This window comes from Streptomyces sp. NPDC050732, from assembly GCF_040654255.1.
In the GTDB taxonomy this organism is placed as follows: Bacteria; Actinomycetota; Actinomycetes; order Streptomycetales; family Streptomycetaceae; genus Streptomyces.
Genome location: NZ_JBFAHP010000021.1, coordinates 81,145 through 106,661, shown reverse-complemented (window position 1 = coordinate 106,661; position 25,517 = coordinate 81,145). Strand labels below are relative to the sequence as shown.

General features: G+C 73.4%; 16 protein-coding genes and 1 other RNA gene. 5 read left to right on the top strand and 12 right to left on the bottom strand.

The genetic code is table 11. The features are described 5' to 3' along the window. Positions 1 to 29: 29 nt before the first annotated feature. Genes AB0H82_RS20625 through AB0H82_RS20615 form a run of 3 tightly spaced genes read right to left on the bottom strand, consistent with a single transcriptional unit; the run spans position 30 to position 12,096 of the window. Positions 30 to 7,469: a MupA/Atu3671 family FMN-dependent luciferase-like monooxygenase gene (locus tag AB0H82_RS20625; RefSeq protein WP_362994652.1), complete on the bottom strand. Its 7,440-nt coding sequence runs from the start codon at positions 7,467 to 7,469 to the stop codon at positions 30 to 32. Next, on the bottom strand, positions 7,466 to 10,765 hold the full coding sequence (locus AB0H82_RS20620; protein ID WP_362994650.1) for a beta-ketoacyl synthase N-terminal-like domain-containing protein: 3,300 nt from the start codon (positions 10,763 to 10,765) through the stop codon (positions 7,466 to 7,468). The genes AB0H82_RS20625 and AB0H82_RS20620 overlap by 4 nt, the downstream gene beginning before the upstream one ends. Further along, entirely contained in the window at positions 10,762 to 12,096 is a 1,335-nt protein-coding gene (locus tag AB0H82_RS20615; RefSeq protein ID WP_362994648.1) for an MFS transporter, read from the bottom strand. Before AB0H82_RS20615 ends, AB0H82_RS20620 begins: the two co-directional genes overlap by 4 nt. Positions 12,097 to 12,354: 258 nt before the next feature. Between AB0H82_RS20615 and AB0H82_RS20610 the strand changes: the two genes are divergently transcribed. Next, positions 12,355 to 12,573 carry a helix-turn-helix transcriptional regulator gene (locus AB0H82_RS20610; RefSeq protein ID WP_362994646.1) on the top strand — a complete coding sequence of 73 codons (219 nt, stop codon included), beginning with the start codon at positions 12,355 to 12,357 and terminating at the stop codon, positions 12,571 to 12,573. A gap of 3 nt (positions 12,574 to 12,576) precedes the next feature. Here the strand turns inward: AB0H82_RS20610 and AB0H82_RS20605 are convergent, their stop codons facing one another. From AB0H82_RS20605 to AB0H82_RS20590, 4 genes are all read right to left on the bottom strand, one after another. Further along, on the bottom strand, positions 12,577 to 13,959 hold the full coding sequence (locus AB0H82_RS20605; RefSeq protein WP_362994644.1) for a DEAD/DEAH box helicase: 1,383 nt from the start codon (positions 13,957 to 13,959) through the stop codon (positions 12,577 to 12,579). Between the two features lie 115 nt (positions 13,960 to 14,074). Further along, an RNA gene (gene rnpB, locus AB0H82_RS20600) (RNase P RNA component class A) lies at positions 14,075 to 14,480 on the bottom strand. A 105-nt stretch (positions 14,481 to 14,585) separates the two neighbouring features. Continuing rightward, positions 14,586 to 15,155, bottom strand: coding sequence for a Uma2 family endonuclease (locus AB0H82_RS20595; protein ID WP_362994733.1), 570 nt, complete (start codon positions 15,153 to 15,155; stop codon positions 14,586 to 14,588). A 233-nt stretch (positions 15,156 to 15,388) separates the two neighbouring features. Beyond that, positions 15,389 to 16,831 carry an RNB domain-containing ribonuclease gene (locus AB0H82_RS20590; RefSeq protein ID WP_362994642.1) on the bottom strand — a complete coding sequence of 481 codons (1,443 nt, stop codon included), beginning with the start codon at positions 16,829 to 16,831 and terminating at the stop codon, positions 15,389 to 15,391. Positions 16,832 to 16,963: 132 nt separating this feature from the next. Between AB0H82_RS20590 and yaaA the strand changes: the two genes are divergently transcribed. Then, complete coding sequence (gene yaaA, locus AB0H82_RS20585; protein WP_362994641.1) at positions 16,964 to 17,770, top strand: peroxide stress protein YaaA; 807 nt, start codon at positions 16,964 to 16,966, stop codon at positions 17,768 to 17,770. Between the two features lie 83 nt (positions 17,771 to 17,853). Further along, complete coding sequence (locus AB0H82_RS20580; protein WP_362994639.1) at positions 17,854 to 18,471, top strand: bifunctional 4-hydroxy-2-oxoglutarate aldolase/2-dehydro-3-deoxy-phosphogluconate aldolase; 618 nt, start codon at positions 17,854 to 17,856, stop codon at positions 18,469 to 18,471. Here AB0H82_RS20580 and AB0H82_RS20575 read toward each other — a convergent pair. From AB0H82_RS20575 to AB0H82_RS20565, 3 genes are read right to left on the bottom strand one after another with little or no spacing between them, the layout of a single operon-like run. Beyond that, on the bottom strand, positions 18,468 to 19,964 hold the full coding sequence (locus tag AB0H82_RS20575; RefSeq protein ID WP_362994731.1) for a bifunctional RNase H/acid phosphatase: 1,497 nt from the start codon (positions 19,962 to 19,964) through the stop codon (positions 18,468 to 18,470). The genes AB0H82_RS20580 and AB0H82_RS20575 overlap by 4 nt on opposite strands. 11 nt (positions 19,965 to 19,975) lie before the next feature. Then, the gene (locus AB0H82_RS20570) at positions 19,976 to 20,719 is read right to left on the bottom strand and encodes a C4-type zinc ribbon domain-containing protein (protein WP_362994729.1); all 744 of its coding nucleotides are present in this window, start codon (positions 20,717 to 20,719) and stop codon (positions 19,976 to 19,978) included. Continuing rightward, positions 20,716 to 21,579: a Nif3-like dinuclear metal center hexameric protein gene (locus AB0H82_RS20565; RefSeq protein WP_362994638.1), complete on the bottom strand. Its 864-nt coding sequence runs from the start codon at positions 21,577 to 21,579 to the stop codon at positions 20,716 to 20,718. Before AB0H82_RS20565 ends, AB0H82_RS20570 begins: the two co-directional genes overlap by 4 nt. 244 nt (positions 21,580 to 21,823) lie before the next feature. Here AB0H82_RS20565 and AB0H82_RS20560 point away from each other — a divergent pair, with 244 nt between their 5' ends. Beyond that, positions 21,824 to 23,113: a hypothetical protein gene (locus tag AB0H82_RS20560; protein ID WP_362994637.1), complete on the top strand. Its 1,290-nt coding sequence runs from the start codon at positions 21,824 to 21,826 to the stop codon at positions 23,111 to 23,113. 50 nt (positions 23,114 to 23,163) lie between these two features. Next, positions 23,164 to 23,331: a hypothetical protein gene (locus tag AB0H82_RS20555; protein WP_362994635.1), complete on the top strand. Its 168-nt coding sequence runs from the start codon at positions 23,164 to 23,166 to the stop codon at positions 23,329 to 23,331. Positions 23,332 to 23,443: 112 nt separating this feature from the next. Here AB0H82_RS20555 and AB0H82_RS20550 read toward each other — a convergent pair whose 3' ends face one another. Next, positions 23,444 to 24,385: a 3-oxoacyl-ACP reductase gene (locus AB0H82_RS20550; protein ID WP_362994634.1), complete on the bottom strand. Its 942-nt coding sequence runs from the start codon at positions 24,383 to 24,385 to the stop codon at positions 23,444 to 23,446. 46 nt (positions 24,386 to 24,431) lie between these two features. Continuing rightward, complete coding sequence (locus AB0H82_RS20545; RefSeq protein WP_362994632.1) at positions 24,432 to 25,514, bottom strand: Zn-dependent alcohol dehydrogenase; 1,083 nt, start codon at positions 25,512 to 25,514, stop codon at positions 24,432 to 24,434. Positions 25,515 to 25,517: the final 3 nt, after the last annotated feature.

Sequence of the window (25,517 nt, the reverse complement as noted above, 5' to 3'; positions counted from 1 at the left end):
GCCAAGATTCTTGACATGGCGCAATCAATTCAAGCCGTGGGGGCGCCTCCGTCCCGCAGCGCCTCCGCCGCCTCCCTCGCCAGGAGTTCGACGTACGCGGTGGTCCAGGCCTCGACCGTGGTGCGGTCCCACAGGTCCGTCGAGTACTCCAGGTACCCGGAGAGCACGTCGCCCGTGGGGATCAGCCCGAAGTTGAACTCGGAGCGCGCGCCCGGCACCGCGAGGTCCTCGACCGCCGTGGTCACGCCCGGCAGCTCGATCTCCGTCTCCAGGGAGCTCTGGTACTGGAAGCCGAGCGGCAGCCGTTCCGGCACCTCCGTGCCCAGTGCGGCACTCACGTCCGCCGCCACCGCGCGGATCGGCGCCGCGTGGTCGATGGCCCCGACCGCACTGCGCGCCACCTGGTCCACCAGCGCCCCGAACGACGCGGCCTCGCCGCCCCGCACCCGCAGCGTGAAGGACGAGACCGTGCAGGCCGCGAGCGCCTCGAACTCGCGCCGCTCGCGGTTGGCGTAGGAGATGCCGAGCACGACGTCCGGCCCCTCCCCCACCTCCGCGACCAGCCGCGCCAGCGCGGCCGCCGTCACCACGAAGGGCGTCGTGCGGTGCCGCCGCGCCAGCGCCTCGACGTCGGCGCGCGCGGCCCGGCCCACCGTGAACAGGACCACGTCCCCGGCCCCGCTCAGCTCCGCCGGACGCGGCCTGTCCAGCGGCAGCGGCATCCCGAAGGGGGCGCCCTTCAACTGACGCGTCCAGTAGTCGACGAGCCGGCCCTTGTCCTGCGTACGGCTCCGCTCCCGCTGCCAGCGCGCGTACTCACCCGGCTGCGGGACGTCCTCCGGCAGCCCGTGCGGGGTGCCGGTGACCGCCGCCCGGTACAGCGCGGCGAGTTCCCGCAGCAGGACGCTGACCGACCAGCCGTCGCAGGCCGCGTGGTGCAGGACGAACAGCAGCGCCCACCGGTCGCGTCCGGTGCGCGACAGGCGGAGCACCGGGGCGAGCTCCGCCTCGATGTCGAAGGGGGTCGCGGCCACGTCCGCCGCTGTGCGCTCCGCCTGCTCCTCAGCGGCGGCCGCCGATCCGTGCCGCGCGAACAGATCCTCCTCCGGCAGCTCCACCGGCCGGGCCGGCAGCGCCTCCTGCCACCACTCCCCGCCGTCCTCCACGAAGCGGGTCCGCAAGGCCTCGTGCCGGGCGACGAGCCGGGTGAGCGCGGTGCGCAGGGCCGGTACGTCCAGGGCTCCCGTCAGGGTGAGCCGCATCGCCACGTTGTAGATCTGCGGGCGGGGGTGCGTGCGGTGCCGGGTGATGAAGGCGGCCTGCTGGGCGGTGACGGGGGCGCGCCCCAACACGGTCGCGCCTCCTCCGGTGTCTTCACGGGCGTCTCCGTCCGCGTCTCCGCTCGCGCCTCCTGTGAGGTACGCCGCCATCGCCCGCAGCGTCGGCTCCTCGTAGAAGCGCGCCACCGGGTACTCCGTGCCGAACTCCTCCCGCACACCGTTCGCCAGCCGGATCGCCGTGATCGAGTGGCCGCCCAGCTCGAAGAAGGACGCGTCGGAGTCGATCGACGCCGCGTCCACCTCGAACTCCGCCGCCCAGAGACGCTTCAGGCGCGCCTCGATGTCCGACGTGGAGGGTGGCGGGGCGGTCGAGGTGGTGAGGGTGGGGGCGGGGAGTGCGGCCCGGTTCACCTTGCCGTTGGGGGACAGGGGCAGTTCGGGGAGCACGGCCCAGGCGTGGGGCACCAGGTGGTCCGGGAGGCGGGCCGCCAGTCGTGCTGTCAGGCGGTCGGCCAGGTCCTGGGCCCCGCCCCGGGTTTCGGCATCCGGGGTGGCCGACGACGGTACGACGTAGGCCGCGAGGTAGGCGTCGTCCCGTCGGTCGCGGCGGGCCAGGACGAGCGCGTCCCGGATCTCCGCCAGGCCGTTGAGTGCGCGCGTGACCTCCTCGGGTTCGACGCGGTGGCCTCGTATCTTCACCTGGTCGTCGGCCCGGCCCCGGAACTCAAGCGCACCGTCGCCGGTCCAGCGGACCAGGTCGCCCGTGCGGTACAGCCGCCCTTCGGCGCCCAGCGGGTCGTCGACGAAGCGCTCCGCCGTGAGGTCCGGCCTGCCCAGGTATCCGGCGGCCACACCGGGTCCGCCGACGTACAGCTCCCCCACCTCACCGGCGGGCACCTCCCGGCCGCGCCCGTCGAGGACCCGCAGGGTGACGTTGTCGACGGGGCGGCCGATCGGGATCGGGCCGTCGCCGGAAGGGTCCGGCTCCACTGTCGCGACCGTGCACAGCACGGTCACCTCGGTGGGGCCGTAGACGTTCACCGTCTCGTACGGGACGCCGGGGCGCGGGCGGGTGCGCAGTACGTCGCCGCCCAGCAACAGGTGCCGCAGCGGCGGCTGTTGGGAGGCGGGCAGCGTGAGGACCGCCTCGCCGAGCGCCGTCGGCAGGATGGAGAAGGTGATCCGCCGGTCCGCGTACCAGCGGGCCAGCGACGCCGGGTCCCTGCGGACCGCCTCGTCGGCCACGACGACCGTGGCGCCCGCCGTCAGCGCGGGCCAGATCTCCAGCGCGGCCGCGTCGAAGCCCTGACTGCACACGGCGGCGCTGCGGTCGTCCGCGGTGAACCCGAAGCGCTCGTGGTGCCACTGGCAGAGGTCCACGACGGCCCGGTGCGGGATGGCCACGCCCTTGGGGGTGCCGGTGCTGCCCGAGGTGTAGATGGCGAAGCAGAGGGAGTCGGGGGCGGGCGGTGCCGCCGTCGCCGGGTCGCTCGGGGAGGCCGGGAGAGGCAGGGGCGCTTCGGTGACGGCGGATGCGGTGCTGGCGGCTGCGGTGGCGGTGGCTGCGGTGGCGTCCACCAGTGTCGTCCCGGCCGGCCAGGTCGGCCGTACGCCCGCGGCCCCGGGCTTCGCCCCGTCCACGACCACGATCCGCGCACCGCTTTCCGCGAGGACGGCCTGGGCCCGCGCCGTGCCCTGCCCGGGGTCCAGCGGCACGTAACCGCGCCCCGACTTGAGGGCCGCGAGCATCGCGACGATCAGGTCGGCGCCGCGCGGCAGCCACAGGGCGACCGGCGCACCGGCGCCGTCCGCGGTCCGCAGCACGGCCGCCAGGCGCTCGGCTCGGGCGTTCAACTCGCCGTACGTCAGAGCCACTTCGCCGCTGATCACCGCGGTGCGGTCCGGGGCGACCTCGGCCCACCGCGAAGCCAGCGAGTCGACGGTGCTGCGCGTCCGCTGCCGGACGGGCCCGTGCCGCCACTCCCGCGGTACCACGGCCGGAACGGTCTCGGCACCCGAGGCCCCCGAGGCGCCCGAGGCCCCCACCGCCTCCGCGAGGACGTCGCGGAACGTCCCGAAGAGCGCGACGACCGTCGCCTCGTCGAAGAGGTCGGTGTGGTACTCCAGGTGGCAGCGGATGCCGTCGGGCTGGTCGGTGAAGTACACGCTGAGGTCCGTCAGCGCCTTGTCGGGCCCCGAGTCGAGCGGTGTCGCCCGCACGCCGGGCAGGTCGAAGCGGAAGGGGTCGCCGGTCTCGAACTCGGCGAGCGTCTGGAACACGGGCGTCCGGTCGAGCGTGCGGGCCGGCGCGAGTTCCCGTACGACCGCCTCGAAGGGCACGTCCGCGTGGTCGTACGCGTCCAGGGCCACCCCCCGCACCCGGGCCAGGAGCGTGCCGAAGTCCGGGTCGCCGGAGAGGTCGAGGCGCAGCGCGAGGGTGTTGACGAAGAAGCCGACCACGTCCTCGTACTCGGGGGTGCGGTCGGACATCGGGGTGCCGATGACCAGGTCGTCCTGGCCGGTGGTGCGGCGCAGTGCGGCCGCGTAGCCGGCGAGCAGGGTCATGAAGAGGGTGCTGCGGTGCTCGCGCGCGAACTGGCGGAGCTTGTCGGAGAGTTCGGGGTCGAGGGTGCGGAACAGGGCGCGGCCGTTGGAGGTCATGACGGCGGGCCGCGGCCGGTCGGTGGGCAGCCGCAGCACGGGAAGGCCGCCGTCGAGCGTCTTCTTCCAGTACGCGAGGTCCTCGGCCGCCTTCGGGCCGCCGAGCGCGGCGCGCTGCTCGCGGGCGTGGTCGGCGTAGGTGCGGGTGAGGGCGGGGAGTTCCGCGGCCGGTGCGCCCGGCAGCTGGGCTCGGTAGAGGGCGGAGACGTCGCGGGCGAGCACGGCGGCCGAGGCCGCGTCCATCACGATGTGGTGCAGGGAGAGGACGAGGACGTGCCGCCGTTCGCCGAGCCGGACGAGGCGCGTGACGAACAGCGGGCCGTTCGCGAGGTCGAAGCGGCGCTCGCTCTCGGCCTTGAGCACATCGGCGACGGGGTCGCCGCCGCCGGTGCTCGCACCCGTGCCGTCCACGACCTCGAAGTCCACGTCGCCGCCCGGCGGCAGCGTGAACTGCCGCGCCTCGCCCGCCACTTCGCGGAATACGGTACGCAGCTGATCGTGCCGTTCGGCGAGGGCGGAGAGGGCGGCGCGCAGCGCGGGGACGTCCAGCGGGCCTTCGAGCTCGATGGCCTTGGTCTCGTTGTACGCGGTACGGCCCGGCAGCATCCGCTCCAGGAACCAGACGCGCTGCTGCCCGGGTGACAGGGGCGCGCCGCGGTCGGGCACCGGCTCGGGAGGTGTCACGTACGCCCGGCGCAGCCCGTCGAAGTGGGCCAGGCCCTCCCGCATGGTGGTGGGCGCGACACCGAAGTCGACGAGGCCGACGATTTCGTCGGCGCCCGCGGCGCGCACCGCGTCCACGACGGGCCGCACGCTCTCGGGGCTGCCGATGAGGGCCCGCTGGTCGCAGTAGCGGTCGTAGGCGCGGCGGAACACCACGTCCAGGTCGTCCTCGGTCATCGCCGACAGGTCGATCCGGTGGCCCAGGCTGTTGGCGACGTTGCCGAAGAGGGAGAGGGAGGAGCGCATGTACCGCGACAGCGGCTCGCGCGCCTCGGCACGGGCCGTCGCGTGGTCCCCGGCGAGGTACGTGTGCAGCAGGACGGCCACGTGCCCGGCGTCCGGGTCCAGGCCGCACTCGGCGCGCGTGCGCCGGTAGAGCGCGACGTTGTCGCGGAGCTGTTCGACGCTCTGCGTCATGAGGTTGGTGACGATGCCCACGTCGTGGCGCGCGGCCAGCTCGTACGACGCCGGGTTGCCGACGACGGCCGTGTACATCGGCGGGGCGTCCTGGACGGGGCGGGGGAACAGCCGCAGGTCGCTCTCGCCGTCCCCGGTGGTGCGGCGCACCGGTTCTCCGCGCCACAACTGCCTTACCTGCGCGACCTGTTCGTACATCATCTCCCGGTGCGAGCCGAACCGCTCGGGGAAGAAGACGAAGTCGTCGGCGTTCCAGCCGCTGGCGCAGCCAATGCCGATCCGGCCGCCGGAGAGGTTGTCGACCATCGACCACTCTTCGGCGACGCGGATCGGGTCGTGCAGCGGCAGCACCACCGAGCCCGCGTTGATGCGGACGCGGCTCGTCTCGCGGGCGAGCGCGGCGGCGAGCACGACCGGGTTGGGGAAGAGGCCGCCGAAGGAGTGGAAGTGCCGTTCGGGGATCCACAGGGAGTGGAAGCCGTTGCGGTCGGCGAACCGTGCCGTCTCCAGGAGGTGGTCGTACTTGCCGTGCCGCGGGGCCGCCTCGTCCTGCGGGTAGTCGCCGAAGAAGTAGACGCCGAAGTCGAGGGGGCGGGAGCGAGGGCAGGACCGGGCGGGCTCCCGCCGCTCCGGCTGCTCCGGTCGCTCCGACTGGACCGCGGCCGCGCTGTTCCAGGCCATGGCCTGCGGCTTGACGGATACCTGGGCAGGCGCCTTCGCGGGCGTCTTGGCGGGGGCCTTGGCCGGGGCCTTGGCCGGGGCCTTGGCCGGGGCCTTGGCCGGGGCCTTGGCCGGGGCCTTGGCCGGGGCCTTGGCCGGGGCCTTGGCGGGGCTTCCGAGGGGGAAGCCCGCCGCGCGCAGCTCCCGCAGCGAGTCCTTCACCGCGTCCACGATGAACTCGACGTCGCTGTCGGAGTGTTCGGTGGAGAGGAAGAAGTTGCGCCACTCCCACACGTGCACGCCGCGCAGCATGAGGTGGTGGTAGAGCAGTTCCATGTCCGCGCGGTGCTCGAAGCGGAACATCGAGCCGAAGTGGCTCATGCTCAGGGCGAACCCCTCCGCCTCGAAGAAGGCGTTGAGCGTGGCGGCCATGGCGTCGGTGCGGGCGTTCAGACGCTCCTGGAGCCGCGGGCTGTGCTCCTTGAGGTGGGCCAGTACGGCACGGGTGGCGACCATCGACACCGGGTGCTGGATGTACGTACCGCCGAAGAACGTGGTGTCGGCCCGCGGGTAGCTGTCGTCGCCGTACTGCCAGTGGCCGCCGTCGATGCCGTCCATGATGTCGGTGCGGCCCGCGATGGCGCCGATGGGGAAGCCGCCGCCGAGCAGCTTGCCGTACGTCGCCAGGTCGGGCGTGACGCCGTAGAGCTCCTGGGCGCCGCGCGGCGCGGGGCGGAAGCCGGTCAGCATCTCGTCGAAGAGCAGCACGATGCCGTGCCGCCGGGTCAGTTCGCGCAGCCGGCGCACGAACTCGGCGGGCCGCAGCGACGGGTGGCGGCTCTGCACCGGCTCCACGACGACCGCCGCGATGCCCGCGGCCTCCCGCTCGATGACGGCGAGGCTCTCCTCGCTGCCGTACGGCAGGACGAGCAGGTCGGCGACGGCGTTGTGCGGGACGCCCGCGGACATCGGCACGGTGGTGAGGCCGTCGCCGCCGGTGTGCGGGGAGCGGCCGAGAACGTTGTCGTTGTGGCCGTGGTAGGCGCCCTCGAAGGTGATGATGCGGGAGCGTCCGGTGGCGGCGCGGGCGAGCCGGATGGCCGCGGAGTTCGCCTCCGTGCCGGAGTTGGCGAAGGCGACGCGCTCCATGCCGGTGAGCTCGGCGAGCAGCTCGGCGGCCTCACCGGTCTCCACGTTGCGCGGGCCGAGCTGGATGCCGCGCGAGAGGTGCTCGCGGACCGCTTCGGTGACGAAGGCGGGCTCGTGGCCGAAGAGCAGGACGCCGAAGCCCATGGTGATGTCGACGTAGCGGTTGCCGTCGACGTCCTCCAGCCGGGAGCCTTTCGCCCGCCGCCCCGCGATGGGGTACAGCATCTCCTTCGTACTGCTGCGGAAGCCGACCGCCGCCCTGCTGTCGGCGAGCACGCGGCGGTAGCGCTGGGTGATGCTCTTCGACGTGGGCGTCTTGGCGGTGTAGCGGCGGACGAGGTCGTCCAGGTGGGCCCGCTGGCTGTCGGAGGCGTTGCCGCGGAGCATGCCGGAGCCGCGGGCCACCTCAAGGCGCGGGCCGTGCTGGGCCGGGCGCGGCGCCGGAGTCTCCTCCTCCGCCACCGGATCCGACGCCCCCATCTGTTCGGTGATGCGCTGCGAGAGCTCGGCGATCGCGGCGAGGTCGCGGTCGACCGCGGCGGAGACGGAGCCAGGGCCGGAGCCGGGGTGCGTGGTCATCGGTTCCCCCGCTCGGCGAGCAGCTGGGAGAGCTGGCCCATGAGTTGCAGCTGCATCTGGGTGAGCTGGTGGACCTGGCGCACGAGGTCCTCGACCTCCTGCCGGGTGGCGTACTCCGCGGACGCCGCAGGGGCGGGGACCGTGGGCGCCGCGGGGGCGGAGGCCGTGGGCGCCGCCTGGACCGGCGGCTCGGGCAGCGGCTCGGGGAGCCGTTCCGGCTGCGGCTCGGGGTTCCGTTCGGGCAGCGGCTCGGGCAGCGGCTCGGCGCGCCCCGCCGTCGCCTTCCCCGCGATGATCTCCGCGAGCCCCCGCGCCGTGCCCGCCTCCTCGAAGAGCTCCCGCATCGACACCTTGACCTGGTGCTCCTCCTCCAGCTCCCGGAGCACCCCGATCATCTGGAGCGAGTCCGCGCCGAGGTCGAAGAAGGAAGCGTCCTCGGCTATCTCGCTCGTGTCGTAGCTGAGGTGCTTCGCGGTGACCTTGATGATGTGCTGGAGCACGCGCTCGACCGCTGCCTCGTCCTGTGCCACTTCCGCCCCACCCCTTGCCGGTTGTTCGGGTCGTACGGGCCGGGGAAGGAAGTTCTCCGGCCCTGTCCAGTAGTCCTTGTGCTGGAATCGGTAGCCGGGCAGGGGGATCCTGCGCCCCGTCCCGCCCATGAAGGCCCGCCAGGCGACGGGCGCACCGGCCCGGTACAGGCCGGCGGCCGCGTCCCACAGCGCTTCGAGCCCGGCGCCGCGCCGCAGCGACGGCAGGGCCGCCCGGCCGGGCAGCTCCCGGCGCGCGAGGCCGCTGAGCGTCGTGTGCGGGCCGATCTCCACCAGCGCGCCCACCCCGTCGTACGCCGAGGTTCCCAACTCCCGCAGGACGTCCGCGAACCGCACCGGCTCACGCACCTGCCGTACGAGATAATCGGCGTCCGGCACCCAGCCGGGCGCCCGGGTACGCCCGTCCAGGCCGCTCACGAACGGCACGTCGGCCGGGCGCGGCCGCACGTCGGCGACCAGCTCCCGCAGCCCGTCGAGGACCGGGTCCATGAGGGCGGTGTGGAAGGCGTGCCGGACCGGGAGTTCCCGTGCGTGGACGCCGCGTTCGGCGAGCAGTTCCATCAGCCGTGCCATGGCGGCCGCCGGGCCCGCGAGCACCTGGCTGCGCTCGCCGTTGCTGACGGCGAGCTCCACGCCGGGCACCCCGGCGGCCAGCTTCTCCGCCGTGGCCGGGTCCGTCGGGACCGCGACCATCGCGCCGGGCTCGCACCGCAGCCGCATGAGCCTGCCGCGCTCCGCGGTCAGCCGCAGCCCGTCCTCGGCGGACAGCACGCCCGCCGCGTACAGCGCGCCGTACTCCCCCACGCTGTGCCCGGCCACGACGCCCGGCGCGATCCCGGCCTCGCGCCACAGGCGGACGAGCGCGCACTGCAGCGCGAAGAGCGCGGGCTGCGCCACCTCCGTGGCCCAGACCGGCTCCTCCTCGCGCGCTTCCCGGAGCAGCGGGCCGAGGAGGCTGTCGCCCCCGGTGAGCTCGGCGAACTGCCGCTCGCAGGCGTCCAGGACCTCGCGTACGACGGAAAAGCGCTCGTGGAGGGCGCGGGCCGCGCCCCGGTGGAGGCTGCCCTGCCCGGTGAAGAGAAACCCGGCGCCGCCCGCGCCCTGCGCCCGTGGCCGGTGTGGGGGCCGTGTGAGCCAGTCGTCCAGGGCGCCGGTGAGCGCGGCCACGGTGTCGCCCCGCACGGCGAGCCGGTGCTTACGGTGGGCGCGGCCGAGGGCCTGCGTGGTCACGAGGTCGGCGACGTGTGTCCCGGGGTGTGCGCGCAGGTGGTCGCGGAGGGCGCCGGCGTTGGCGGCGAGAGCTTCCTCCGTGTGGCCCGCGACCAGCAGGAGGCCCGGGGGCGGTGGGGCGTCGGCCGGCCGGGGCGGGAGTTCGGGGGCCTCTTCCAGGACGACGTGGACGTTGGTGCCGCCGACGCCGAACGAGCTGACGCACGCCCTGCGCGGCACGTCGCCCTTCGGCCACGGCCGCGCGGATTCGGGGATGTAGAACGGGCTGGCCGCGAGGTCGAGGGCCGGGTTGGGGCGGCGGAAGTTGGCCATCGGCGGGATGATGCCGTGCCGCAGCACGAGGAGGGCCTTGACCAGGCTCGCGAGGCCCGAACACACGTCGAGGTGGCCGATGTTGGCCTTGACCGAGCCGAGCGCGCAGTAGCCCGTGCGGTCGGTGTCGGCGCGGAACGCGGCGGTGGCGCCCTCGAACTCGATGGGGTCGCCCTTGAACGTGCCGGTACCGTGCGTCTCCAGATAGCCGACGGTGTCCGCGCCGACGCCGGCTCGCGTCAGGGCGCGGCGGATCGCGCCGCGCTGGCCGTCCGCACTGGGCGCGGTGAACGCCTTCTTGTCCGCGCCGTCGTTGTTGACCCCCCAGCCCCGGATGACGCCGTGGATGTGGTCGCCGTCCGCGACCGCCCGGTCGAGGCGCTTGAGCACCACCGCCACGACGCCCGTGCCGCCGACCGTGCCGTCCGCGTCGGCGTCGAAGGGCCGCAGGTAGCCGCTCTTGGAGAGGATGGACCCCTTGACGTACTGGTAGCCGATCACCTGCGGCACGTGCAGTGCGGTGGCACCGGCGACAGCGATGTCGCACTCCCCCGCGACCACGGACTGCGCCGCGAGGTGCACGGCGGTGAGCGAACTGGAGCACGCCGTCTGGACGTTGACGGCGGGCCCGGTGAGGCCGAGGCGGTAGGCGGCCCGGTTGGCGGTGAAGTCGGTGAAGTTGCCGATGGTGACCTGGAGTCCGGCGACCCAGTCCGCGATGCCGCCCCGGAGGACGTTGTTCTGCAGATAGGTCTGGAGGGAGTAGAGGTGGTAGCCGGTGCTGGCGTACACGCCGACGTCGTGACCGCCCTGCTCCCCGGGGCCGTCCTGCTCCCCGGGACCGCCCTCGTGGCCGCCCGCGTACCCGGCGTTCTCCAGCGCGTGGTGCACGCACTCCAGGAACAGCCGCTGCTGCGGATCGGTGATCCGGGCTTCGTGCGCGCTCATCCCGAAGAACCCGGCGTCGAAGCCGGCGATGCCGTCGAGGACGCCGCTCGCCCCGACGAACTCCTCGGCCCGGTACGCCTCTTCGGGTACCCCGGCGGCGGCGAGCTCGGCGTCGGTGAAGCGGCGGATGCGGTCGGCGCCGTCGTGGATCGTGCGCCAGAACTCCTCCGGTGTGTCGGCGCCGGGCAGCCGGAAGGACATGCCGACGACGGCGACGGCGTCACGACTACCCACGGCGTCACGACCGATGGCGGTCACCTGACCTCACTCTCGCTCTCCACGGAACCCTTGCCTTCCACGGAACCCTTGCCGTCCACGGAACCGCCGCTCTCCGCCCGGAGGGTCTCCGCCCTGTCCGCCGTCGCCGTCCGGCCCTGGCGCACCATGACGACGAACATCCCGAGGCAGAGGGCGATCGCCAATCCGTGCAGCAGGCCCACCACTTGGAACGGTGAGAAGTGGTCCAGGAGCGCGCCGCTGATCAGCATCCCCAGGCCGAAGCCGGTGTTCTCGACCGACGCGGAGAGCCCGAAGAGCCTGCCCCGCTGCTCGTCGGGGGCCGCCTGGAGCCGGGTGACGTAGGCGATCTCGGTGAGCCCGTCGGCCATGCCGGCGACCAGGGCGGCCGCGACCGCCACCCCGGTGGGCAGCCCGGCGAAGACCACGATGAACGCGGCCGACATCACACAGGCCCCGATCGCGAACGCCCGCTCCCCCGGCCCCTGCCGTCCACCGCGCCCGCCCCACCGCCCGCACACCTGCTGCATGACGATGTTGCCGATGGCCCACGTGGCCCAGAACTGGCTGATGAACGTGGCCGGATGGGACGGGTCGAGGTCGCTGGAGTACACGGGCAGGGCCACGTTGTGGGACGAGGACCCGAGGCCGTCGGCCGCCCGGAGGGCGATCATGAGGGCGAGGACGGGCGCGGCCCGCAGCAGAAGAAGCGCCCCGGCACCGCGCCGCTCCGCCTTCCGCTCAACACCCTCTTCCTCAACGCCCTCCCCAGCACCCTCTTTCTCGGCCCTCGGCTCCGCCCTCGTCCGGATCGGCAGCGAGAGCAGCACGCACGCGGAGACGGCGAAGGTGGCGGCGTCCAGGGAGATGGCGGCGACGTAACCGAGTTGCGCGACCACGACACCCGCGGAGGCGAAACCGGCGATCATCGCGAGCGAACGCCCGGTCGCGAGCAGCGAGTTGGCGCGCAGCCGCAGGTCACTGCCGACGATCTCGGGGATGCTGCTGCGCAGCGCGACGCCCGACAGGGTCGAGCAGAAGCCGGTCACGACGGCCAGTACGTAGAGAAGCCCCGCACGGCCCGCGTCGGGGGCGATCAGCAGCGCTATCATGGCGACGCACTGCGTCAGATCGGCACCGACCATCAACCTCTTGCGGTCGTACGCCGAGACCAGCCGTCCGCTCACAAAGCCGGACACGACACTGGTCAGCAGGCGTACGGCCATGAAGATCCCAGCGGCCAGGGCGCTGTCGGTCACCTCGTAGACGAACACGTTCAGGGCGACCATGTTCAGGTAACTGCCGTACGCCGAGACGGCGTTCCCCGCGACGAGCAGGCGAAAGTGGAGCAAGCGTTCCCCCCTGGTCCGCGCCGGGCTGCCATTCAGAACGTGTACGGCTGCCGCTCAGCCGAGACCGCCTTCACACTCGCCCGCACCGAAGCGCGCCTACAGTCACCCGAATTGGGGACTTGACACCGCCGGTGGCGCTCAGTAGCGCAGCGTTTCCCCTGGGTATGCGGGGATTCCTTTCTGTTTCTCCACGACCGTGGTTAGATCACGTTGCGGCCGCAGCCGCCGTACGTGTTGACAATCCCTCCCGGAGGGAAGATGCCAGTAGACAGCCGCCCGCAGAACGCACCGGCGTTGTCCCACAGGGAGCGTCAGGTGTTGGCCCACATCGCGGCAGGCCTCTCCCACAAGCAGATCGCCAGACGTCTGGGCATCAGCGTGCACACCGTGAGCACGTACCTGCGCCGCATCCGCAGCAAGCGCACCGCGCCCACGGTGGCCCATCTGATCCACCTCAGCCGCACCGAGGGCTGTTGACCTTCAGCTCCCGCGCCGCACCCGGGCCGCCCTGCGCGCCTCCGCGAGTTTGCGGGCCTCGCTGGACTTGCGGGACTTGCCTCCCGAGCCGCCGCCCGTTCCGCGGGAGGAGTCCTTGCTGGTGCCGAGGCCGCGGAAGGGGGCGTTGACGTTCTTGGGGCGGGCCGCGGCGGGTCCGCCGTCGAGCGGCGTGCCCGAGGGAGCCTTCGCCCCGGTGATCCGGCTCAGCTCCGCCTCGCCCGAGCGCACCTTCGTGACCGTCGGCTCGACGCCGGCCTCGGCCAGCAGCTGGCTCATCTCGCGGCGCTGGGCGGACAGCACCAGGGTGACCACACGGCCGGACTCGCCGGCCCTCGCGGTGCGGCCCGCGCGGTGCAGATAGTCCTTGGGGTCGGTCGGCGGGTCGACGTTGACGACCAGGTCGAGGTCGTCGACGTGCAGCCCGCGGGCCGCGACGTTGGTCGCCACGAGGACGGTGACCTGGCCGCCCTTGAACTGCGCGAGCGTCCGGCTGCGCTGCGGCTGGGACTTGCCGCTGTGCAGGGCGGCGGCGTGCACCCCGCTGTCCCGCAGGTGCTTGGTGAGCCGGTCGACGGCGTGCTTGGTGTCGAGGAACAGCAGGACGCGGCCGTCGCGGGCGGCGATCTCCGTGGTGACGGCGTACCGGTCGGGGCCGTGCACGACCAGGACGTGGTGGTCCATCGTCGTGACCGCGCCCGCTGACGGGTCGACCGAGTGGACGACGGGGTCGTGGAGGTAGTCGCTGACCAGCTGGTCGACGTCGCGGTCCAGGGTGGCCGAGAACAGCATCCGCTGGCCGTCCGGGCGCACCTGGTCGAGGGCCTCCGTGACCTGCGGCAGGAAGCCCATGTCGCACATCTGGTCGGCCTCGTCGAGGACGGTGATCCGGACCTGCCCCAGGCGGCAGGCCTTGCGTTCGATGAGGTCGTGCAGCCGGCCGGGGGTGGCGACGACGACCTCGGCGCCGTCGCGCAGCGCGGCGATCTGGCGGCTGATCGAGATGCCGCCGACGACGGCGGCGATGCGCAGCCGGAGCGCCTCGGCGTACGGCGTGAGCGCCTCGGTGACCTGCTGGGCCAGCTCGCGGGTGGGCACCAGGACCAGCGCGAGCGGCTGCTTGGCCTGGGCGCGGCGGCCGGCGGTCCGGGCGAGCAGCGGCAGCCCGAAGGCGAGGGTCTTGCCCGACCCGGTCCGCCCGCGCCCCAGCACATCGCGGCCCGCGAGGGCACTGGGCAGGGTGGCGGCCTGGATGGGGAAGGGCTCGCTCACGCCCCGTTCGGTGAGCGTCCGTAGCAGGGCGGACGGCAGGTCCAGGCCGGCGAAGGAGGAGTCCTGGCCGGAGAGGGAGGAGTCTTGGTGCGTCATGGCGGGCCTTCCGCATCGGGAGCGTACGCGTACCGAGGAAGGCCCGGCAGGCTTCGGCCCAGCGGGCGCGGGGCCGGAGTGGAGATCCGCTCCGGGCGGGCCGGAGCGGGTGGGGCAGACGAGTCGGGCTGTACGCCGGGTTCTGTCCCGCGGGTCCTCGCGGACGTCGCGGTGACGGCCATCCATCTAGGGCCGGCATTGCTGCCGGCCTCGTGCGGTCTACCCGCGGACTCGGGCGGGCAGCCCTCGAACGTCCGCGCAGAGCGCTTGTGACGGCGCTCCTTTTGACCTTGCTCCAGGTGGGGTTTACCCAGCCGCCTGAGTCACCTCAGGCGCTGGTGGTCTCTTACACCACCGTTTCACCCTTACCGGGGGCCGGAGCCCTCGGCGGTCTCTTCTCTGTGGCACTGTCCCGCGGGTCACCCCGGGTGGCCGTTAGCCACCACCTTGCCCTGTGGAGCCCGGACGTTCCTCGGGAAGGCCCCCCGAAGGGGTCTTCACGCGGCCGCCCGCCCGGCTCGTCTGCCGTGCCGACCATGTTACCCGGCGGGGCCCCGGGCCGGACGCCGTGCCCGGGCCCGCGAGCGACACCGGGATCCTGGTGTGGGGCTCCCGGCTCCGGAGGCTCAGACGAACGCCGCGGTCTCCAACGCGAAGGCGAACGGTTCGGGCAGCTCCACCGGCTTGCCGAACGGGCGCGTGCAGTGCTCCCGGTAGTCGTCACCTTCCGGATCGCGGAAGAGCGTCACGGACGACGCCTCACGGTCGATGAGCAAGTAGAGCGGGATGCCCCCTCGGGCGTAACAGCGCCGCTTGGCCTCGCGGTCGGCCTGCGGCTTGCTGGAGGTCACCTCGACCACCAGGGCGACGCCTTCGCAGGGCATCCAGGGGTCGGCGCCCCGGAAGAGCCGACGCTCGGTGGGGGCAAAGGTGCCATCCGGGATGGCGTGGTTCTTGGGGCAGGCGCCGCCGCTCTTCAGCTTCAGGCCCTTGTTCCCGGAAAACTGCATGTCTGTCCGGGACCGCTTGATGACCTGGCTCACAACCAGGCCGACGTAGTCCTCGTGGTCCCCGTCCGGCGGCGGCGTCACGACGATCTCCCCCTCGATCAGTTCCGCCCTGAATCCCTCCGGGGTGTCCAGCGCGAGGAAGCCCTCCAGCAGAACATCTGCCTGAGTGAGCGGCTCGTGTGCCATGGCGGTCATGTCACGCTCCTCCTTCGGTCGCTCGTCAGACTGGGGCATCGGATGATCAGCCGTCCGTGGATCGGGGGTCGTTGCCTCGATCGTGGCACACCGGTGCCCATGGCGGGCAGGGGTCCGGTTCGGGCGGGTCGCGGCCGCTTGACCTTGCCGCAGCGTCAACGTTTCCCGGCCCGCCTTCTCACGGCCCTGCGCGACCACTTCACGGCGCCCGGCCACGACCGCCCTCACGCGGGCGCGAACTGAACCTTCGCCGTGCCGGGGTGGGCCCGGGTGAGCCGGACCCTCACCCGCTCCCCCAAGGGCAGCTCCGCCGCACCGCCCACGACGCGGGCCACGATCGCCGGGTCGGTCAGCTGCACGGTGCCGGCGCCCGGCGCGCCCTCCTTCACGTCCACCACCACCGCGTCGAAGACCTCCCCGACCCGGTCCTTCAGCAGGGCGGCCTCGACGAGGTCCACGCACTCCCGCTCCACGGTGTTGCCGCGCCGCGTGCCGTCCGCCATCTCCTTCGGCAGCTCGTCCAGGGCGGCGAGCACCCACTCCGGGGGCGGCGTGTCCGCGCAGGCCGCGAGGGCGAGCTCGGAGGCGTAACGGTCGACGAGGCGGCGCAGGGGCGCGGTGCAGTGGGTGTAGGGGGCGGCGACCGCGGCGTGCGTGGTGAGCGCGGGGACCTGCCCGCCGCTGAACGCCGTGTAGCCCGCGCCGCGCAGCAGCGTCGTGCACTCCTGCAGGAAGGCGGCGTGGTGCGGCTCGCGCGGGTCGAGGGAGCGTACGAGCCGTGCGTACGGCATGTGGTGGGGCCAGTCGATGTGCAGGGCCTCCGCGGTGCGGCGCAGCCGCCCCACGGCTCCGTCGGGGGCGCTGGGCAGCGTCCGCAGGATGCCCGCCCCCGAGGCGATCATGAGCTCGGCGGCGGCCATGCCGGTGAGCAGCGAGATCTGCGCGTTCCAGCCGTCGGCGGGGAGCGGGGCGCGGAAGGCGAGCTCGTACGCTCCGTCGCGCTCGACGACCTCCTGCTCGGGCACGCCGAGTGAGATCCCGCCCCGCTCGACCTCCTGCCGCTCGCGGAGCAGCCCGATGTCCCGCAGGAGCGCGACGGGTTCCTCCGCGGTGCCGTCGTCGATGGCCCGCTGCACCCCTTCGTAGTCGAGCTTCGCCCGGCTGCGTACGAGGGCACGGCGTACGTCGGTCGCCGCGGTACGGCCGTCCGCGTCCAGGTCGATCGTCCACAGGACCGCGGGACAGCTCTGGCCCGGCAACAAGCTGGCTGCGCCCTCGCTCAGCGCGGCGGGGTGCAGCGGGACCTTCCCGTCGGGGAAGTAGAGGGTCGTGACCCGCCGGTGCGCCTCGGCGTCCAGCGGGCCGCCCGGCACGACGTACGCGGCGACGTCGGCGATCGCGTACCTCACCCGGAAGCCGCCGCCGTCGCGCCTCGCCAGGTGCATGGCCTGGTCCAGGTCGACGGAGGTGGGCGGGTCGACGGTGAAGAGGGGAATGTCCGTGGCGTCGTACGCCGGCAGCCGGGGCGCGGCGGCGGCGCGCTCCGCCTCCGCGAGGACGTCGGCGGGGAACTCGCCGGGCACGTCCAGTTCCGTACGCAGATCACGCAGCGCGATCCGCAGAGGGGCGTCGGCGGCGGCGGTCACGCGGAGCTGGCGGCGGGGCATGAGTCGAGGGTAGGGCGGAGGTGGGGTTACGGCACGTGGGTGTGCGGCAACCGATCCCGGACCATCTCGCCGGCCCCGGTACCGTTTCGCGGGGGCCGCACCCCCTCCCCGTACCACCGAAGGAGTCCCACCGTGCTCGTCCTGTTGCCGCCGTCCGAAGGCAAGGCTCCCTCCGGCCGGGGCGCCCCCCTCAGGCCGGAGTCCCTGTCGCTGCCGGGGCTCGCCGAGGCGCGGCAGGCCGTTCTCGACGAGCTCGTCGAGCTGTGTGCCGCGGACGAGGAGAAGGCCCGCACGGTGCTCGGGCTCAGCGAGGGCCTGCGCGGCGAGGTCGCGAAGAACGCCGGGCTGCGCACGGCCGGCGCCCGTCCGGCCGGGGAGATCTACACGGGCGTGCTGTACGACGCCCTCGGCCTCGCCTCCCTCGACCCCGCAGCCAAGCGCCGCGCCACCCGCTCGCTGCTGGTCTTCTCCGGCCTGTGGGGCGCCGTCGGCGTGGGCGACAGGATTCCCTCCTACCGCTGCTCGATGGGCGTGAAGCTGCCGGGCATCGGCGCCCTCGGCGCGCACTGGCGTACGCCGATGGCCTCCGTCATGCCCGAGGCGGCCGGCGACGGGCTCGTCCTGGACCTGCGGTCGTCCGCGTACGCGGCGGCGTGGAAGCCGAAGGGCGAGCTCGCCGGCCGGACGGCGACTGTACGCGTGCTGCACGCGCAGGTCGACGAGAAGACCGGCACCGAGAAGCGTTCCGTCGTGTCGCACTTCAATAAGGCGACGAAGGGCCGCATCGTCCGTTCCCTGCTGACCACGGGGACCGAGCCGAAGGACCCCGGCGAGCTGGTGGAGGCGCTGCGGGACCTGGGGCACGTGGTGGAGGCGGAGGCTCCGGCCAAGGCGGGCAAGCCGTGGGCGCTGGACGTGGTGGTGCGCGAGATCCACTGACAGGGTGAAACGCGAAACCCCAGCTGTTGCAGCATGCGCAATGACCTTTGCGCATGCTGTTCCCGCCGGTGCAGGATGCCCTCATGACCTCCTCCGTGCTGGACCTCGCCCCCGTCATTCCCGTAGTCGTCGTCTCGGACCTCGACGACGCCGTACCCATGGCACGGGCCCTGGTCGCGGGCGGGCTGCCCGCGATCGAGGTGACCCTGCGGACGCCGGTCGCGCTCGATGCGATCTCGGCGATCGCCGACGAGGTGCCGGACGCGGTGGTCGGCGCGGGGACCGTCATCACGGCGCAGCACGTCTCCGAGTCGGTGGGGGCGGGGGCCCGCTTCCTCGTCAGCCCCGGCTGGACGGAGTCGCTGCTGGACGCGATGCGCGGCTCCGGCGTGCCGTTCCTGCCGGGCATCTCGACGACCTCGGAGGTCGTGGCGCTCCTCGAACGCGGCGTACGGGAGATGAAGTTCTTCCCGGCGGAGGCGGCCGGCGGCACCGCCTACCTGAAGTCGCTGGGCGCCCCGCTCCCCCAGGCCAGGTTCTGCCCGACCGGCGGGATCACGGCGGGCACCGCGCCGACCTACCTCGCGCTGGAGAACGTCGGCTGCGTGGGCGGCAGTTGGATGCTTCCCCCCGACGCGGTCGCCGCCAAGGACTGGGACCGCGTCGAGTCCCTGGCACGCGAGGCGGCGGCCCTGCGCTAGCGCAGGTGCGACGTGTCGTTGAGGAGGCGCAGCGACGCGTTGCCGTCGGCGTAGTAGGCCACGGCCGAGACCGATGCCGCCGAGAGCTCCATGCGGAACAGGGACTCCGGCGGGGCGCCGAGCGCGAGCCGCACCAGCGTCTTGATGGGCGTGACGTGCGAGACGAGCAGGACGGTGCGTCCCGCGTACGCGCCGACGAGCCGGTCGCGTGCCGCCGCCACCCGGCGGGAGACCGCCGCGAAGGACTCGCCTCCCGGCGGTGCCGCCTCCGGTGACGCGAGCCAGGCGTTGAGCTCGTCGGGGTGGCGCTCGCGCACCTCACCGAAGGTGAGCCCCTCCCAGGCCCCGAAGTCCGTTTCCCGCAGGTCCTCTTCGAGGTGTACGTCGAGTCCGAGGCGGGCGGCGACGGTGCGTGCGGTCTCCTGGCAGCGCCTGAGCGGCGAGGAGACGACGGCCTGGATCGTGCCGCGCGCGGCGAACGCGGCCGCGGCCCGCACGGCCTGCTCGCGCCCCGCGTCCGACAGGGCGGGATCGGACCCGCCGCTCCCGGAGAACCGCTTCTGCGGCGTGAGCGCGGTCTCGCCGTGCCGCAGCAGAACGAAGGTCGCGGGGGCCCCGAGGTCGGCGGGCGCGGCCCAGCCGACCTGCGGCGCCCGCGAGACGTTGCCCGCGGCCCGCGTATCGGCACCCTCCACCGCGCCGCCACGCGGAAAGGCCACACCATCGGGAGCAGCGCCACCGACCGGAGCGGCAGCACCAGCAGAAGCCCCACCAGCGGAAGCAGCCGCACCGGCAGGAGAAGCCCCACCAGCTGGAGAAGCCGCGCCAGCGGGAGAGGCCCCACCAGCAGAAGAAGCAGCACCGGCACGAGAAGCCCCACCAGCGGAAGAACCCGCGTCGGAGTCGGCGGCGCCACCACCCGCAGCGGCACCACCAGCACCGCCACGCGTGGCGCCCAGTGCCGCCCGTGCTCGCGCCGCGCCCGCCGCCGCGTCCCCCGGCAGGCCGGTGGGCGCCTCGGCCGCCGCACGCGCAGCGGACGTGTCGAGGTCGGCCGTCGAGGTCGACGGCGACCACCGCTCACCCCGCTTGCCCGCGTCCATCGCCTCGTTGGCGAGCCGGTCCGCGTGCTTGTTGCGGTCGCGGGGGATCCACTCGTACGTCACCTGGGAGGCGGGGAAGACCCGCGCCGCCTCCGCCGCGAGCGGCTTCATGTCGGGGTGCTTGATCTTCCAGCGGCCCGACATCTGCTCGACGACGAGCTTGGAGTCCATGCGGACGTGCACCGAGGCGGCCGGGTCCAGCTCGTGGGCCGCCTTGAGGCCGGCCACGAGGCCCTTGTACTCGGCGACGTTGTTCGTCGCGACGCCGATGTACTCCGCGGCCTCCCTCAGGGTCTCCCCCGTGGCCGCGTCGATGACGACCGAGCCGTAGCCCGCGGGCCCCGGGTTGCCCCGCGACCCGCCGTCGGCCTCGACGATGAACTCCCGCACAGACACGGCTCCTAGAGGCCGGACTCGGACGTACGGACCAGGATGCGGCGGCAGTTCTCGCAGCGCAGCACGGTGTCCGGGGACGCCGCCTTCACCTCGTTGACCTCGGTGATGTTGAGCTCCAGGCGGCAGCCCTCGCAGCGCCGCTGGTAGAGCTTGGCGGCTCCGACGCCACCCTCCTTCTCGCGCAGCTTGTCGTAGAGCTTCAGCAGGTCGGCCGGGATGGAGGCCGCCACGACCTGGCGCTCCTTGCCGACGGTGGCGGCCTCGCCGTCGATCTCCTCGAACGCGGCGTCACGGCGGCCCGTCGCGTCGTCGATCTTGGACTGGACCGAGGAGACCCGCTCGGTGAGCTCGGCGACCCGCTCCTGGGCGGACTCGCGGCGCTCCATGACCTCCAGGACGACGTCCTCCAGGTCACCCTGGCGCTTGGCGAGCGAGACGATCTCCTTCTGGAGGTTCTCCAGGTCCTTGGGGGAGGTGACCGCGCCGGAATCCAGGCGCTGCTGGTCGCGGGCCGCGCGCTGACGGACCTGGTCGACGTCCTGCTCCGCCTTGGTCTGCTCGCGGGCGCAGTCGCTCTCCTCGGTCTTCGAGGCGACCAGCAGGTCACGCAGTTGCGTGAGGTCCTTGGTCAGGGACTCGATCTCGGCGTGCTCGGGCAGGGACTTCTTCTTGTGCGCGAGCTGCTGCAGGCGTACGTCCAGGGCCTGGACGTCGAGCAGTCGGATCTGGTCGGCGGGCGCGGCGTTCAGTTGGGGGCTCCAGAGGATTGAGAAGTGTCAGAAGTCGTGGACGCCGCGTGGGCGGTCCAGGGGTCGGTGACCGTCTTCGAGACGTGGACGCGCAGTCCCCATCCGTTGCGGTCGGAGATCTCGTCGAGCTGGGCTGCGGCCAGCTCGCACCAGGGCCACTCGGTGGCCCAGTGCGCCGCGTCGAGCAGCGCGAGAGGCGTGCGTTCGCGGGCCTCGGACGCCGGGTGGTGGCGCAGGTCCGCGGTGAGGAAGGCGTCGACACCGGCGGCGCGCACGTCGTCGAAGAGGCTGTCGCCGGAGCCGCCGCTGACCGCGACGGTGCGGATGAGCGCGTCGGGGTCGCCGGCGACACGGATGCCCTGCGCGGTGGCGGGCAGCCGCTTCGCGGCGCGCTCGGCCAGCTCGCTCAGGGTCAGGGGGTGTTCGAGTTCGCAGATCCGGCCGAGGCCGCGGCGGCCGTGCCGGTCGGCGGGGTCCGGCACGAGGGGGCGTACGACGCGGAGGTCGAGGGCGCCCGCGAGGGCGTCGGAGACTCCGGGGTCGGCACGGTCGGCGTTGGTGTGGGCGACGTGCAGCGCGACGTCGTGCTTGATCAGCTCGTGGACGACGCGGCCCTTGAAGGTGGACGCCGCCACCGTCGTCGTACCCCGCAGGTAGAGGGGGTGGTGGGTGACCAGGAGCTGGGCTCCGAGTGCGACCGCCTCGTCGGCGATCTCCTGGACGGGGTCGACGGCGAAGAGGACCCGGGAGACCTCCGCGTCGGGGTCTCCGCACACCGTGCCGACCGCGTCCCAGCTCTCGGCCAGTTCGGCGGGCCACAGGGCGTCGAGCGCGGCGATGACTTCAGACAGACGGGGCACGAAGAAAGGCTACCTTCCCGCCGCGCCCGGCAGTTCATGCGTTACGCACCGCTACGGGACCGCTACTGAGGCTGCTGCCGGGGCTGCTGCTGGCACCGCTGCTGGGCGCCCCCCTCGCAGCACAATCGCCCCTGCCCTCTCAGGCGAATCCGGACATCTCCACCCTTCTGTGTGAAGCGGACGCTCGTCGGTGCCACGTCAGTGCGTGCGAAAACTAGCTTCGGGGCCGGAGGTGACACCCACGATGACAGCGCCACCAGCACCACCGGCGCCGGCGGCGCCCCCAGTGCCGCCGTCGGCGCCCCCAGCGCCCCCAGCGCCGCCACCGCCCCGGGCCCGCGTCCGCGTCCGTACGCCCGCCCGCGCCGCGGGGTGCACGATCGCGGCGGACGGGTCGTACGCCGCGCGCCTCGCCCGCGCCGCAGGCCCGCCGGACGCCTGGTATCCGGAACGCTGGACCCTCGGCTCCGCCGAGCCGTACGCCGTGCCGCTGCCCGGCAACCAGCCGGAGGAACCGGCCACCGAAGTGCTCCCGATGGCCGACGGCCGTGTCCTCATCCACCGCGTGGTGGGCGAGCGGCACACCTTCGCCCTGCTGTACCCGACGGGCCCGGCCACCGGTGAGGTGCCGCTGGGGGCCGTGGAGTGCGGCGAGCTGAGTTTGCTGCCGCCCGCGCCGGGCGGCACGCGCGCGTACGCCCTCGCGCCCGGCGCGCGTGCCTCGGACGTCTGGCTGGTGGCGGGCGGCGCCTTCGGACCCGAGCACCTCGCCGAGGTGCCGGGCCGGTGCTCGGGCGGCGTCTGGCTGGACGGCACGGACCGCATGCTCGCCCTGGACCGCGAGCTGGACGGCCGCACCAAGACGGTCGCGGTGGACCTGGAGCGCGGCGGCGAGGTCTCCCCGCTCCTGCAGATCGCCGAGGACAGCGACGACCGGCTGCTGCTCGCCGACGCGGACAGCGGCCTGCTGCTGATCCGCTCCGACGCCCCGGGCGAGCACCGCCTGGGCTGGGGCGTCCTCGGCGGTACGCGGCCGGTCCGCTTCCCCGAGAGCCTGCGGCTGCCGGGCCTGACGGTGACACCGTTCGCGATCCAGCCGGGGCAGGTGCTCACGCCGGAGTCCTGCGGGGTGGCGCTGCGGATCGACGGCCCGGCGGCCGGCGGAGGCGGTGCGGGCGGTGTCAGTTGGCTCGGGCTGTGGCGGCCCGCCCGGCGACAGGTGCAGCAACTCGCGGCGCCTCCGGGGTGGTTGACCGGGTCGGGGTGGTGGACACGGGACGGCACCCTGTGTCTGCCGTACGCGACGGGCGCGGTTCCGTGCGGAGTGGCCCGCGTGCGGGCCCCCGCACCGCCCGCCCCCACACCCGCACCCACCCCGGCCTCTGAAGCCCCACCGCCCATCGTCGGCGCGCCCCCGCCGGCCGGCGTCCCGCCCACCCCGCAGCCACCTCCGGCGCACCCCTCGAAGCCCGCGGCGGCACGCCCCGTACCGCTGCAGCAGGCACCCCTCGGCGGGCGGACGGCGGGCGGTTAGACTCGCTCGGCTGTACGAACGATCTTCTTTACGGGGTGAATGGCTTGACTATGACCGAGACCGTCACGGAGACACAGCAGAACACCGCACCACAGCGGCCGACGACCGTGCCCACCGGCGCGCACGTCGGCGCCGGCAGGCACCGGGGCCCGGTGGCCGAGCACGACGAGGCGACGGCGCCGCGGGGGCGGCACCGCAGGCAGGACCAGCAGTCCTGACACCGAGTCGCTCGTCGCAGAAAGGTCTCGCCCCCGCGCCGTCACGAGCGGCACGGGGCGGGACCTTTCTCCGTCACTCCCCCACCCCGATTCCGGGCTCAGCCGCACTCAGTCAGCCGCGCTTGAGCCCCAGGACCTCCGCCGCCGCGAACGTCTCGTTCGCCGGGCGGTCCGCGTAGTAGGGGGAGAGCACCTCGTCCAGCTCGTCGAAGGTGAACGCCTCCTTCGCCGCGTCGAACTTCGCCGCCACCCTGGGCCGCTCGACGACGGCGACCATGCCGCCGTGGACCACGAGCAGCTGCCCGTTGACCCGCCCCGCGGCGGGTGACGCCAAGTACCCCACCAGCGGGGCGACATGCTCGGGCGCCAACGGGTCGAGACGCCCTTCCGCCGGCTCCTCGAACCCGGCGAAGACGTCCTCCGTCATCCGTGTACGGGCCCGGGGGCAGATGGCGTTGGCGGTCACCCCGTACTTGGCGAGGGCCAACGCCGTCGAGGTCGTCAGGCCGACGATGCCGCCCTTCGCCGCCGCGTAGTTGGGCTGGCCCGCCGACCCGGCGAGGAAGGCCTCGGACGAGGTGTTGACGATCCGGCCGTACACCGGGCCGCCCGCCGCCTTGGAGCGCTCGCGCCAGTGGGCCGACGCGAAGTGGGTCGTGTTGAAGTGGCCCTTGAGGTGGACGCGGACGACCGAGTCCCACTCGGACTCGGTCATCGAGAAGATCATCCGGTCCCGCAGGATGCCCGCGTTGTTGACCAGGATGTCGAGCTTTCCGTACGTCTCGACCGCCGACCGCACCAGTCCGCGGGCCTGCTCGTGGTCCGCGACGTCACCGGTGTGGGCGACGGCCTGCCCGCCCGCCGCCCGGATCTCGGCCGCGACCTCCTCGGCGGGCGCCGCCGACGCCTCACCCGAGCCGTCGCGTCCCGGCTGCCCGAAGTCGTTGACGACGACGCTCGCGCCGAGCCGGGCCAGTTCCAGCGCCTCGGCACGGCCGAGCCCGCGGCCCGCGCCGGTGACGATCGCGGACAGGCCCTCAAGTGGCAGTGACATCAAAGTCCCTTCGACGCTCGGAGCGGGTCAGATCTCTGTGCGGGGGTCAGATCTCTATGCAGGTGCGCAGGGCGACGCCCGTGCGCATCTGGTCCAGCGCCTCGTTGACCTCGGCGAGCTGCACGCGGTGTGTGATCAGGCCCGCCAGGTCGATGCGGCCCGCCCGCCAGAGCGCGATGGCCCGCTCGTACGACGTAAGGACGTCCCCTCCCCCGTACATGGAGGGCAGGATGCGCTTCTCGTCGAAGAACAGCTCGAACATGTTGAGCCGCAGGTGGTCGTCCATGGCGCCCGCGCCGACGACGCAGAGCGTGCCGCCGCGCCGCGTCGTCTCGTACGCCGTACGGGTCGTGGCCGACTTGCCGACGACCTCGAAGACGTAGTCGAAGCCCTCGCCCGCGGTGATCCGCTGCTTGGCGTCGGCCAGTTCGTCGGGCGCCACCGCCTCCGTGGCGCCGAACGCGAGCGCCGCCTCCCTGCGCGACGCGACCGGGTCGACCGCGACGATCTGCGCCGCGCCCTTGAGCCGGGCGCCCTGGATCGCGGAGATCCCGACGCCGCCGCAGCCGATCACGGCGACCGACGAACCGACCGCCACGTCCGCCGTGTTGACGGCCGCGCCGAGCCCCGTCGTGACGCCGCAGCCGATCAGCGCAGCGATGTCGAAGGGCACGTCGTCCGGGATCGGCACGGCGCACCCGGCGTCGACGACGACCTCCTCGGCGAACGTGCCGGTGCCCGCGAAGCCGAAGACGTCGGAATCGCCGCCGGGTCGCTTGAAGTTGGGGGTGCCCGCGTTCATGAACCCGGCGAGGCAGAGGTGGGTCTGGCCGCGTCGGCAGGCGGGGCAGGTGCCGCAGGCGGGGAGCCAGCAGAGGAGGACCCGGTCGCCCGGGGCGAGGCCGCTCACGCCGTCGCCGACGTCGATGATCTCGCCGGCGCCCTCGTGGCCGGGGACGAAGGGGGCGGGCTGCGGCAGCACGCCGCTCATCGCCGAGATGTCGGAGTGGCAGAGCCCGGTGGCCCGGACCCGGATCTTCACCTTGCCGGGACCGAACCCCGCCGTCTCCAGGTCGTCGATGACTTCGAGCTTCTCCTGGCCTGTCTCGTGCAGTACGGCTGCGCGCATGGT

Excerpts from the sequence above, each read along its gene's own strand:
- AB0H82_RS20610 (WP_362994646.1), top strand. The coding sequence starts at position 12,355 with ATGCCAGTAGACAGCCGCCCGCAGAACGCACCGGCGTTGTCCCACAGG.
- AB0H82_RS20605 (WP_362994644.1), bottom strand. The coding sequence starts at position 13,959 with ATGACGCACCAAGACTCCTCCCTCTCCGGCCAGGACTCCTCCTTCGCC.
- AB0H82_RS20595 (WP_362994733.1), bottom strand. The coding sequence starts at position 15,155 with ATGGCACACGAGCCGCTCACTCAGGCAGATGTTCTGCTGGAGGGCTTC.
- AB0H82_RS20555 (WP_362994635.1), top strand. The coding sequence starts at position 23,164 with ATGACCGAGACCGTCACGGAGACACAGCAGAACACCGCACCACAGCGG.
- AB0H82_RS20550 (WP_362994634.1), bottom strand. The coding sequence starts at position 24,385 with ATGTCACTGCCACTTGAGGGCCTGTCCGCGATCGTCACCGGCGCGGGC.
- AB0H82_RS20625 (WP_362994652.1), bottom strand. The coding sequence starts at position 7,469 with ATGACCACGCACCCCGGCTCCGGCCCTGGCTCCGTCTCCGCCGCGGTC.
- AB0H82_RS20560 (WP_362994637.1), top strand. The coding sequence starts at position 21,824 with ATGACAGCGCCACCAGCACCACCGGCGCCGGCGGCGCCCCCAGTGCCG.
- AB0H82_RS20590 (WP_362994642.1), bottom strand. The coding sequence starts at position 16,831 with ATGCCCCGCCGCCAGCTCCGCGTGACCGCCGCCGCCGACGCCCCTCTG.
- AB0H82_RS20545 (WP_362994632.1), bottom strand. The coding sequence starts at position 25,514 with ATGCGCGCAGCCGTACTGCACGAGACAGGCCAGGAGAAGCTCGAAGTC.
- AB0H82_RS20580 (WP_362994639.1), top strand. The coding sequence starts at position 17,854 with ATGACCTCCTCCGTGCTGGACCTCGCCCCCGTCATTCCCGTAGTCGTC.